The following is a 10,113-nucleotide window of genomic DNA, read 5'->3' as shown; positions in this document are numbered from 1 at the left end:
CCCGGCCCGACCCACGACGCCTGACCATGGGCCCCGCCGCGGGCCCGGCCGGTCACCGGGCCACCGGCTCCGGGACCGGCCGGTCGACGGTCCGAGCCGGGACCTGAGTCGGAAGCGGGAGCAGCCAGGGGCCGGCGAGGAGCCCGACGGCGATCTGGGCGGCGCCCGCGACGACCAGCGTCGGACCCGCACCGGCCAGGCCGATGACCGCACCGCCGGCGAGCAGGCCGATCGAGACGGCGCCGTCGTGCACGAGGCTCTCCGCGGCGAAGGCCGCCCGCCGTTCCGCGCCCTCGGTGCGGGTGGTGATCAGCCGGTTGAGGGCGGCGATGCCGAGCGGCATGGCGAAGCCACCGACCGCGGCCAGGAACGCGATCAGCAGGAGCGACGAGGTGACGGCGGGCAGCGCGGCGAAGGTGGCGCCCAGGAGGATCCAACCGGTCGCCATGGTGGCCAGCGGCGGCAGCCGGGGTACGAGCACCGGCGCGAGCAGCGCGCCGCCGAGCGAGCCGGCGCCGTAGCCGGTCATGCCGGCCGAGACGAGCAGCCCGGGCCGGCCCGTCTCGGCGCCGAGGATGGCCAGCCCGAGGGTGAAGGCGAACCAGGTGAGGCCGCCGACGCCGGCCATGGTCACCGCGCGGCGTACGTCGGGGTGCCGGGCCAGCACGTGCCGGAGCGCGGGAGCGCCGGCGACACGCTCGCCGGTCCGGGGCGCGGCGGTGCCGCGTACGGTCAGCAGCAGGGCGGCCCCGAGTGCGACACCGGCCGCCTCCGCCCAGAGCAGCCGGAACGGTCCACCGACGGTGACCGCCCAGCCGGCCAGCGGCGGCGCCAGGACCATGGTGCTGCGGTGGGCAAAGTCCTGCCAGGCCAGCATCCGGGCGGCGAGACCGGTGCCGACGCCGTCGCAGAGGTCGGCCAGCAGGGCCCGCTGTCCGGGTCCGCTGAGGGTGGTGGCGGCGCCGGTGACCAGCCCGGTGGCGGTCAGGTGGAGGGGGCCGACGGTGCCGACCGCCGCCCCGACCGGGATGACGAGCAGGCCGAGCACCTGGATCGCGAGCACCCCGGCGAGGGCCCGACCGGTGGTGAGCCGCTGCCGCAGGCCGCGGGCCCACCAGGCGGAGGTGAGCATGGGCAGCCCGACCGCGCCGCCGACCAGCCCGGTGGTCCAGGCCGACCCGGTCTCGGCGAGCGCGACCAGGGGCAGCGCGACGGCGGTGGTGCGCTGCCCGAGCCAGGTCACGAAGGTGGTGGTCAGCATGGCGGCGAGGTCCCGGCGAACGGTCATGGACCGATCATGTGGCCGGGCCGGGCCCCCGGGTAGCCGGCGGATCACCGGCCCGGCTCATAATCTGTGCCTATGAGCTCCCTACCCTCGGTCGAGGATCTGCGCCTCGTCGAGGCGCTGCTCCGGCACGGCTCGCTCGGCGCGGCCGGCCGGGAGCTGCGGATCAGCCAGCCCGCCGCCAGCAACCGGCTGGCGGCGCTGGAGCGGCGGATCGGCGAGCGGCTGTTCGACCGCGACACCACCGGCGCACGCCCCACCCCCGCCGGCCGGGCGCTGGCCGCCGAGGCGGCCCACGTGCTGGATCACCTGGAGGGCATCTTCGACCGGACCCGGGCGGCCGCGCGCGGCCGGGTCCTCAGCGTGGGGACGTTCGCGAGCCTGGCCGCGTGGCTGTTCCCCGCGCTGGTGGAGCTGCTCCGGGACGCCACCGTGCACCAGGTCCTCGACCACGGTGACCGCCTGGTCGAGTGGGTGGGCGAGGGCTCGTTGGACGCCGCCTTCGTCACGATCGCCAACCAGATGCGGCTGCCGGCCACGGTGACCGCGGCGCCGGTCGCCAGCGACCAACTGGCCGTGCTCACCCCGCCCGGGGTACGACTCGGTGGCGGACGCCGACCCTTCGCCGGCCTCGACGTCGTCACACACACCTACGACGTGTCCGCCGAAGCCCTCCACCGGCGGCTCTCCGAACTCGGCGGCCGCCCGAAGCGGGTGGCCACGGCCGAGACCGCGGTACGCATGGGCCGGCTGCTGCGCTGCCCGGTCATCCTGCCCCGCGGGCTCGCGCGCGTCTACGCCGGCCCGGACGAGGAGGTCTCGACGGCGCCGGTGCCGGGCCGCTTCACCCTCTTCCTGGTCACCCGGCGGCCGGCTCCCCCGGCGCTGGCGGCGATGGTGGGCGAGCTGGCCGACCGGCTCGGTCTTGAGCGGCCGTCCGGCGGCCGACCCTAGGTCCTTTTTGGACGCAGCCTCGCGGCAGAGGCGCCGGAAAACCGGTGGAGCGGCGCCGTGGTGCGCCGTTACCGTGCTGCCGGGCCAGATCGTCCAGGCAGAGGATGTGCCGTTGTACACCCTGTGAGACCTCCCGAGCGCTGATTCGTCGCGCGTCGCGCAGTTGCGCCGCGCTTCCTTTTGCTGCGGACTTCTCACTGAAATCGGTGTATTTCTGCGCTCACCAATTGGGTGGTCATGCCCACCTGCCTACCGCTCGTCATCCGCCGTTGCCACGCATGCGCGTCCGACCGCTTCCGGGCGAGCGGCAAATTCCGCGTCAACGCCAACCACAAGCTCCTCGACGCCTGGCTCCTCGCGCTCTGTACCGGGTGCGGGGACACGGCGAAGCTCACGCTCCTGGAGCGCACGACTGTCCGCTCCATACGACCCGAGCTGCTGGACCGACTGCATGACAACGACCCGGGCCTGACAGCCAAGCTGCTCCAGGATCCGGTCGTGCAGCGCCGCAATCGCATCGCCCTCGACTGGGACGACGCCTGGCGCCTCGACACCGGCGGAGGGGACCACCTGGACGCCGAGGTGATCGACGTCGCGGTCCGCTTCGCGGCGCGGATTCCCGTCCGGCCGGTGCGACTGATCGCCGAGGGTTGCGGGCTTTCGCGGGCGGAGGTCGAGAGGCTGATCGCGGAGGGGACGGTCGTTTCGGCGGTCCGGCTGACCGGCCGGCTCTCCGGCGACTTCACCTTCACGCTCAAGCGCTGATCCCTCGTCGGGACCAGAGCCTGTCCGGCAGGATCCGCCGGGCAGGCTCTGAGCGGCGCCCTACTTCGCCGGCAGGGTCCCGGCGTAGCCGACGCCGCGATCGACCCACCGGGCCAGATCGGCATCCTGCGCGCAGGCCGACGGATCCACCGTGATCCACCCGCGCATCGGGCGCCCGCGCATCACCGTCGCCTGCGCGCCGGGCTCCGCCTCCAGCCGCTCGGACTCCGCCGGGTCGACGCGCACCATGAGGCCACCGGCACCGCGGACGACCACCGCCATATTGCCCTTCACCATCATCGCCAGACCGCCGAACATGCGCCGCTCGTCGAACCCGGGCTCGCGCCCGACCAGTTCGCGGACCCGGTCCGCGAGGTCCTCGTCATACGCCATACCCGCATCCTGGCATCCAGCTACGACAGCGCGAAGCAGCGGCGACGAGCGGCTTCGCCGACGGTCACGGCTTGGGCAGTTCGGCGCACAGCTTCGTCGGGAACGCCGGCTCCACGGTGCGGACCCGTCCGCAGCCGGCCTCCGTCGAACTGGCGATCATGGCCCAGCCGCGCTGGCCGGCCCAGCGCAGGAAATAGCGGCGTACGTTGACCGTCGGCTCGCAGCCCGGCCTCGGCTCGGCGCCGCACGGCACCGGATCGAACGGCACCGTCATGACCAGCCAGGTGCCGTCGCAGCCCTCGGGCGAGCCGACGGAGTGGCGGGACACGTCCATGCCCCGGACGGTGACACTGATCCAGGCCGGGTCGCAGTGGTCCGCGGGCATCGGGTCACAGCCGAACGTCGGATCGCAGCGGTGGTACTCCGCGCCGTCGCGCTTCCACGGCTCCTGGTTGAGCACGACGAGGCGGCCGGCGATCGGCCCCGGCGCGGTCAGCCTCACCTCGCCCGGCGTGTGGGTCGGGCAGGCGCCGACCACCCCCGACAGGCGCGAGTCCTGCACCACGTTGGCGAAGATGCGGTTGTTCTCCTCGACGAAGTAGGTGATCCGCGGATTCCGGGAGCATCCGTCGGCGTCGGCGAGCAGCGCCACGGTCAGCACCAGCGAGCGCGGGTCGTCGCTGAGGCGTACCGCCGTCACGTCGGCCTGGTAGGTGCCCCAGGTGGTGCCCTCGGTGGAGTCGCTCGGCGGGGGTCCGTCGCCCGGCGTGGGCACGCGGCCGGGTGTGGCGCAGCTCAGGAGCGCGGCCAGGCACAGCAGGGCGATAGCGAGTCGACGCATGGCTGCGAGTCTGGCCGCGCCGCCGACCCGCCGCATCCGTACGGGTACTCAGTCCACCTCAGACGCCGACGCGCTGCTCCGGGATGCTGAGGCCGTAGAGGGCCATCAGTTCCGGGCTGTCGATCCGGCTGCCGTCGGCCACCAAGTCGCAGGCGATGTCGACGATCTGGTCCTTGTGCGCCAGCAGGTAGGGCCGGGCGCCGACGTCGGCGCTGGCCAGGGTGGCGATGCCGGACCAGTGCCGGCGGCCGAAGAGCATCGGGTAGCCGCGCAGCCCGTCGTAGGTGGCGCAGGCCAGCACGTCCGGGTACGGCAGGGCGGCGACCCGGCGGATTGCCACGGCGGTGAGCCCGGGCATGTCCACCGGCACCACGACCACGGCCTCGATGGTCTCGTCGGTCAGCGCGGCCAGCCCGGCCCGGATCGAGGAGCCGACCCCGGTCCCCCAGGCCCGGTTGACCACCACGGTGGCCGCGCTCAGGTCGGTCGTCTGCCGCACCTGGTCCGCGGCCGCGCCCAGCACGACCACGACCTCCACGCAGCCCGCCTCGGCCAGCGTGTCGATCATCTGGCTCACCAGGGGCTTCTCCCCTTGATGCAGCAGCGCCTCGGGCCCACCGATCCGGCGGCCCCCACCAGCGGCGATGATCATTCCTGCGATCCGGTTCAGCGGTGCCCCCTCGACCTGGGGGACGGACCCGGGGCAGCAGCGCCCGGTCCGTCCCGTCGTACGCACACCGGGCCCAACGAGCGCGCCGGGGGGCGGGTAGCGGGGCAAAACGGAAAATTGCCCGACTATGCCGCGTCGGCGTAGCAGTCCACCACGGACAGGTCGAGCGGGAAGCGGACCGGCGTCTCGCCGAAGAGCAGCCGGGTGGCCCGCTCCCCGGCCCCGGTGACCGCCGCGGCGACCGACTCGGCCGCCTCGGCCGGGCAGTGCACGATCACCTCGTCGTGCTGGAAGAAGACCAGCTCGACCCCGCTGCCGGCCAGCTCGGTGCGGAGCGTGGCCAGCAGCGTGGAGGCCCACTCGGCGGCGGTGGCCTGGATGACGAAGTTGCGGGTGAACCGCCCCCGCGAGCGGGCAGCCCGGGCGCGCGGGCTCTGCGGATCCGCCCCGGCGTCCACCACCGCCTCGTCACCGTCGCCGAAGCCGACCGACCCCGGCGGGCAGGTACGCCCCAGCCACGACCGCACGAGCCCGCCCGCCTCGCCGGTGCGGGCGGCCGCCTCGACGTGGCCGAACGCGGTCGGGTAGTTCTTCCGGAGCACCGCCAGGGCGGGCACCGCGGCGCCGCCGGTCTGCCCGTACATGGCGCCGAGCAGGGCGACTTTGGCCCGGGCCCGGTCACCGGCGAAGGCGTCCCGGGCCAGCGCGGCGTAGAGGTCACCGGCGCCACCGGCGGCGGCCAGCCGCTCGTCGCCGGAGACCGCGGCGAGCACCCGCGGTTCGAGCTGGCCCGCGTCGGCCACCACGAACGTCCAGCCCGGATCGGCCACCACGGCCCGCCGGATCACCTTCGGGATCTGCAACGCCCCGCCGCCCCGGGTGGCCCACCGGCCGGAGACCACGCCGCCCGGCACGTACTCCGGGTGGAAGCGCCCGCCGGAGACCCAGGCGTCCCGCCAGGCCCAGCCGTGCGCCGTCCAGATCCGGTAGAGCTCCTTGTATTCCAGGACCAGCGGCACCGCCGGATGCTCCACCCCGCGCAGCACCCAGGCCCGGGTGTTCGGCAGCTCCACGCCGGCCCGGGCGAACGCCTTCAGCAACTCGGCCGGGGAGTCGGCGTGCAGCTGGCGGACGCCGAACGCCTCGGCGATCCGGGCGGCCAGCTCGGCCAGCCGGCGGGGCGGCCCGCCGACCGGAGACGCCTCGCCCAGCAGGTCGGCCAGGATCGCGTCGTGCACGTCGGCGCGCCAGGGCAGCCCGGCCACGCCCATCTCGGCGGCGATCAGCGCGCCAGCCGATTCGGCGGCCACCAGCAGCCGGAACCGGCCGGGGTGGGCGGTCCGCGCGATCCGGGCGAGCTGGTCCGCGTACACCCGGGTCAACGCCGCGATGCCCGGTCCGGGCGGGCCGGACGGCGCGTCGAAGAGCGCGTCCTGGCCGTGGCCGGGCGGCTCCGGCGGGCGCGGCGCCGGGTCGGGCGGGACCGGCGCCCCGGTGAGCCGGGCCCAGGCCGCGGCGAGCGAGCGCGGCTCGCCCCAGCGGCCGGCGTGGCCGAGCAGCAGCGCCTCGGTCAGCTCGACGTCGTGGCACCGGTCGAGCCGGACGCCGGCGCGCAGCAGCGCCGGGTAGAGGGTGGCACCGGTGGCCCAGACCCAGCGGGGTCGGTCGGCGGCCTCCCGGGCGGCCACCGCGGCGGCCAGGTCGGCCACCGGCTCGGCCGGGCCGGCCGGGCGGCCACCGTCGTCGAGCGGTTGCAGCATCCCGCCGCCCCGCTCGTCCGACTCCACCGCCACCAGCACGGACGCGATTCTGCCCGGCCCCTCCGACAGTTGGCGGAGGGGCCGGGCAGCGGGTCGCGCGGGTTACTTGCCGACGCCGGCCGTGAGGCCGGACTGCACCTGGCGCTGGAACACGATGTACACGATGAGCACCGGCAGCATCGCCATGGTGACCCCGGCGAAGAGGCCGGACCAGTCGGACTTGTAGCCCTGGTTGACCGACAGCTCGATGAGCCCCTGGGCGATCACCTGGTTCTTCGGCTCACCGGCGACCGGCTGCATGAGCAGGGTCGGCAGGTACCACTGGTTCCACTGGCCGAGCACGTTGAAGATGCCGATGCTGATCAGGCCGGGCTTGGCCATCGGCAGCATGACGCTGAAGAACGCCCGGGTGTGCGAGGCGCCGTCGACCATCGCCGCCTCGGCGATCGAGTGCGGCAGCGTCCGGAAGAACGAGTGCATGAAGAAGACGGTGAACGACAGCGACCACGCCACGTAGACCAGGATCAGCGTGAGGTGCTTGTTCGGGCCGAGCAGCGGGAACACCACGTTCATGTTGTAGACGCCCTTGAACAGCGGCACCGCGGCGAGGTAGACCGGCAGGGTCAGCCCGGACAGGAACATCCAGTAGATCAGCCGGTTGCCCCGGAACTCGTAGCGCGCCAGCGCGTACGCCGCCATCGAGCCGAGCAGCATCGTCAGGGTCACGCTGAAGACGAGCACGAGCAGCGTGTCCAGGAAGAAGCTGTCGATCCCGGCCGTCCACGCCCGGGCGAAGTTGTCCCACTGCAGCGACTTGGGGATCAGCGACAGCGGCTCGCGGATGACCTCCGAGTCGGTCTTGAGCGCGGACATCACCACCCAGAGCAGCGGGTAGATCACCATGATCGCCCAGACCGCGAGGAACAGGTGCGAGAAGCCGTTGAACACCCGGCCGGCGATGCCGTTGCCGGCGGCTTGCGCCCGTCGGCCGGGCGCTGCCAAGTCGGTTTGCTGCTGGCCGGAGGTGTGGGTCACCGTGCTCATCGTCCAGGCCTCCTCAGAACTCGATCCGGTCACGACGGGTGATCCTCAGCTGGACGGCGGCCAGCAGGATGGTGAAGATGGCCAGCGCCACGGCGATCGCGCAGGCGTAGCCGAACTGGCCCTTCTGGAACGCGTTGAACTGGATCACCGAGGCGAAGATCTCGCTGGCGTGGTTCGGGCCGCCCTGGCTCGGCGTCATGACGAAGACCAGGGCGTACATGTCCAGGGCGATGAAGCCCAGGTAGACCCAGGCGACCGAGATGGTGTCCCGGAGCAGCGGCAGGGTGACCCGGAAGAACGTGTCGAACCGGCCCGCCCCGTCGAGGATCGCCGCCTCGTAGATGTCCTTGGGGATCGACTGCATGGCCGCGGAAAAGAGCACCATGTAGAAGCCGGCGCCGCTCCACACGGCGATGAGCAGCAGCCACCAGAGCACCGCGGGGATGCCGAGGAACGGCTCCGGGTCGGCGGTGAAGGCGATCGGGTTGTCCGCGTCGACCAGCCCGATCTTGATGAGCAGGCCGTTGATCAGGCCCTGGCTGTCGGTGCGGTAGATCTGCTGCCACATGACGGCGATGACCACCAGCGACAGCACCTGCGGGAAGAAGAAGACGACCTTGTAGAGGGCGGAGCCGAAGACTCCGCGGACGCCGGCCCTGTCCTCGCGTCCGCCCACGTTGAGCAGGAACGCGAGGAACAGGGCCAGCGCGATGGTGAACAGCGGCACGGTGACCAGGAAGAAGACGTTGTGCCAGAACGCCTTCCGGATCAGCTCGTCGGAGAGCAGCCGGACGTAGTTGTCCAGCCCGACGAAGCGCTGGGAATCCGAGTACCCGCCCCAGTCGGTCAGCGAGTATCCCGCCGCCTGCGCGAACGGCCACACCACGTAGAACAGGTACAGCGCGACGGGCAGGGCCAGGAAGCCCGTGACGAAACGCGCGACTCCGTGCCGCATTGGACTCACTCTCTCCGTCGGATCAGGCGGTGCGGGTCTGCTTCTTGATCGACGAGTCCTTGGCGACCTTGTCGGCGGCCGCCTGCATCTTGTCGACGAACTGCTGCGCGGTGAGCCGGCCGGCCATCAGCTCCTCGGAGAGGTTCTGGCTCTCCTTGTCCAGGTCGGCGTAGAAGTCCGGGAACTTGAACGAGATGAGCTCGGAGCCACCGTTCTTCATCAGGCTGTTCGCGCTGGACAGCGCGGAGTCCTGCACGTTGTCGCCGGAGCCCTTGGTGGAGGCCAGCGACTTGGTCAGCTCGGCGAACTTCGCCGAACCGGCCTTGGACAGGATCGCCCGCAGGAACTCCTTGGCGGCCTCCTTGTTGGGGGCCTTGCTCGGGACCACGAAGCCCTCGCCGGAGGCGGCGAACACGTCCTTCGCCGCCTTGTCGCCGGTGTTGCTCCAGTAGTCGGAGAGCGTCATCTCGAAGCCCGGCGGGATGGTCGCGGCCATCTCGTTCTTCAGCCAGGTGCCGACCTGGATGAACGCCGCCTTGCCGTCGAGGAAGGCCTGCTGCGACTGGGTGTGGTCGAGCTTGCCCGGCAGGAGCAGCTTGTCCTTGACCAGCTTCTCCCACGGCTCCAGCGCCTTGAGCACGCCGTCCGCCTTCCAGGCGCCGTCCTTGAGGTTGTCGATGTCGACGACGACCTGCTTGCCGGCGGACTTCCAGATGCTGGCCATCAGGGCCCAGCGCGGGTAGTAGCCGTGCACGGCGTCGTGCACGTACGGCGCCATGCCCTTGGCCTTGATCTTCGGAGCCAGGGCGAAGAACTCGTCCCAGGTGGTCGGCGGCTGCCAGCCCTCCTGCTTGAACTTGGCCGCGTTGTACCAGTTGCCCCAGACGGTGAAGGCGATGTTCACCACGTAGAACTTGCCGTTCTGCGTGCCGTCGGAGACGGTGCCGGGCAGCAGCGAGTCGGCCACGGTGCCCTCGCCGTCCCAGGCGGGCGCGGTGAGCAGGTCGTCGAGCGGCTCGATGGCGCCCTCGTTGATCAGCGTGGCGCGGTCCATGCTGTCGGCGCCCGAGTTCATGACGAGGTCGCTGGGCTGCGTCGCCATCTTCGGCTGCTCTTCGGTCTTGATCTTCTGGGTCGAAGACATGTTGACCGTGATGTTCGGGTGCTTGGCGCTGAAGACGACCTTGTCTTCCTTGGCCCACTGGTCGCCCAGGCCGCCGTTGAAGATGACCACCTTGACGGCGCTGCCGTCCTTCACACCGAACGGGTTGTCCTTGCTCTTGGCCGCGCCGCCGGTGTCGGACTTCTCCGGCTCGCTGCCGGCGCAGGCGCTGAGCAGGCCCATCGCCGGAGCGGCGAGGAGGCCCGCCGCGGCGGCCCGCTGGAGCAGGGTCCGGCGGCTGAGGTCGCCGAGGTTCTCGGGGGTAACCGACATCTTTGTCTCTC

10 protein-coding genes are annotated in these 10,113 nt (G+C 72.2%); 2 read left to right on the top strand and 8 right to left on the bottom strand.

What is annotated here, in order from left to right:
- Window positions 1-52 precede the first annotated feature (52 nt).
- Window positions 53-1,288, bottom strand: a complete 1,236-nt coding sequence (locus IEY96_RS28940; protein ID WP_189197974.1) for an MFS transporter — start codon at window positions 1,286-1,288, stop codon at window positions 53-55.
- Between the two features lie 72 nt (window positions 1,289-1,360).
- Between IEY96_RS28940 and IEY96_RS28935 the strand changes: the two genes are divergently transcribed.
- Both IEY96_RS28935 and IEY96_RS28930 read left to right on the top strand, forming a co-directional pair.
- Entirely contained in the window at window positions 1,361-2,239 is an 879-nt protein-coding gene (locus IEY96_RS28935) for a LysR family transcriptional regulator (protein WP_189197973.1), read from the top strand.
- 237 nt (window positions 2,240-2,476) lie between these two features.
- Window positions 2,477-3,004, top strand: coding sequence for a DUF1062 domain-containing protein (locus IEY96_RS28930; protein ID WP_189198019.1), 528 nt, complete (start codon window positions 2,477-2,479; stop codon window positions 3,002-3,004).
- A gap of 60 nt (window positions 3,005-3,064) precedes the next feature.
- On the opposite strand, the gene IEY96_RS28925 is transcribed toward IEY96_RS28930, so the two are convergent.
- The 7 genes from IEY96_RS28925 to ngcE all read right to left on the bottom strand — a co-directional run bounded on the left by IEY96_RS28925 (window position 3,065) and on the right by ngcE (window position 10,102).
- On the bottom strand, window positions 3,065-3,397 hold the full coding sequence (locus IEY96_RS28925; protein ID WP_189197972.1) for a TfoX/Sxy family protein: 333 nt from the start codon (window positions 3,395-3,397) through the stop codon (window positions 3,065-3,067).
- A gap of 64 nt (window positions 3,398-3,461) precedes the next feature.
- Window positions 3,462-4,238 (bottom strand): hypothetical protein, encoded by a 777-nt coding sequence (locus tag IEY96_RS28920; RefSeq protein ID WP_189197971.1) that lies wholly within the window; start codon window positions 4,236-4,238, stop codon window positions 3,462-3,464.
- 58 nt (window positions 4,239-4,296) lie between these two features.
- On the bottom strand, window positions 4,297-4,890 hold the full coding sequence (locus tag IEY96_RS28915; RefSeq protein WP_189197970.1) for a nucleotidyltransferase family protein: 594 nt from the start codon (window positions 4,888-4,890) through the stop codon (window positions 4,297-4,299).
- A 143-nt stretch (window positions 4,891-5,033) separates the two neighbouring features.
- The gene (locus IEY96_RS28910; protein WP_373293667.1) at window positions 5,034-6,668 is read right to left on the bottom strand and encodes a bifunctional 3'-5' exonuclease/DNA polymerase; all 1,635 of its coding nucleotides are present in this window, start codon (window positions 6,666-6,668) and stop codon (window positions 5,034-5,036) included.
- 102 nt (window positions 6,669-6,770) lie between these two features.
- A complete protein-coding gene (locus tag IEY96_RS28905) occupies window positions 6,771-7,712 on the bottom strand; it encodes a carbohydrate ABC transporter permease (RefSeq protein ID WP_189197969.1) in 942 nt (313 codons plus the stop codon).
- 13 nt (window positions 7,713-7,725) lie between these two features.
- Window positions 7,726-8,667 (bottom strand): carbohydrate ABC transporter permease, encoded by a 942-nt coding sequence (locus tag IEY96_RS28900; RefSeq protein ID WP_189197968.1) that lies wholly within the window; start codon window positions 8,665-8,667, stop codon window positions 7,726-7,728.
- Window positions 8,668-8,689: 22 nt separating this feature from the next.
- The gene (gene ngcE / locus IEY96_RS28895; protein WP_189197967.1) at window positions 8,690-10,102 is read right to left on the bottom strand and encodes an N-acetylglucosamine/diacetylchitobiose ABC transporter substrate-binding protein; all 1,413 of its coding nucleotides are present in this window, start codon (window positions 10,100-10,102) and stop codon (window positions 8,690-8,692) included.
- Between the last annotated feature and the right edge of the window lie 11 nt (window positions 10,103-10,113).

Origin of the sequence: Micromonospora fulviviridis (assembly GCF_014648395.1) — a bacterium.
Classification (GTDB): domain Bacteria; phylum Actinomycetota; class Actinomycetes; order Mycobacteriales; family Micromonosporaceae; genus Micromonospora; species Micromonospora fulviviridis.
The sequence above is the reverse complement of the archived record's forward strand: the minus strand, read 5'-3'. Positions and strand labels throughout refer to the sequence as shown.

Coding starts and splice junctions, on each gene's coding strand:
- IEY96_RS28940 (WP_189197974.1), bottom strand. CDS start 1,288: ATGACCGTTCGCCGGGACCTCGCCGCCATGCTGACCACCACCTTCGTG.
- IEY96_RS28935 (WP_189197973.1), top strand. CDS start 1,361: ATGAGCTCCCTACCCTCGGTCGAGGATCTGCGCCTCGTCGAGGCGCTG.
- IEY96_RS28930 (WP_189198019.1), top strand. CDS start 2,477: ATGCCCACCTGCCTACCGCTCGTCATCCGCCGTTGCCACGCATGCGCG.
- IEY96_RS28925 (WP_189197972.1), bottom strand. CDS start 3,397: ATGGCGTATGACGAGGACCTCGCGGACCGGGTCCGCGAACTGGTCGGG.
- IEY96_RS28920 (WP_189197971.1), bottom strand. CDS start 4,238: ATGCGTCGACTCGCTATCGCCCTGCTGTGCCTGGCCGCGCTCCTGAGC.
- IEY96_RS28915 (WP_189197970.1), bottom strand. CDS start 4,890: ATGATCATCGCCGCTGGTGGGGGCCGCCGGATCGGTGGGCCCGAGGCG.
- IEY96_RS28910 (WP_373293667.1), bottom strand. CDS start 6,668: ATGCTGCAACCGCTCGACGACGGTGGCCGCCCGGCCGGCCCGGCCGAG.
- IEY96_RS28905 (WP_189197969.1), bottom strand. CDS start 7,712: ATGAGCACGGTGACCCACACCTCCGGCCAGCAGCAAACCGACTTGGCA.
- IEY96_RS28900 (WP_189197968.1), bottom strand. CDS start 8,667: ATGCGGCACGGAGTCGCGCGTTTCGTCACGGGCTTCCTGGCCCTGCCC.
- ngcE (WP_189197967.1), bottom strand. CDS start 10,102: ATGTCGGTTACCCCCGAGAACCTCGGCGACCTCAGCCGCCGGACCCTG.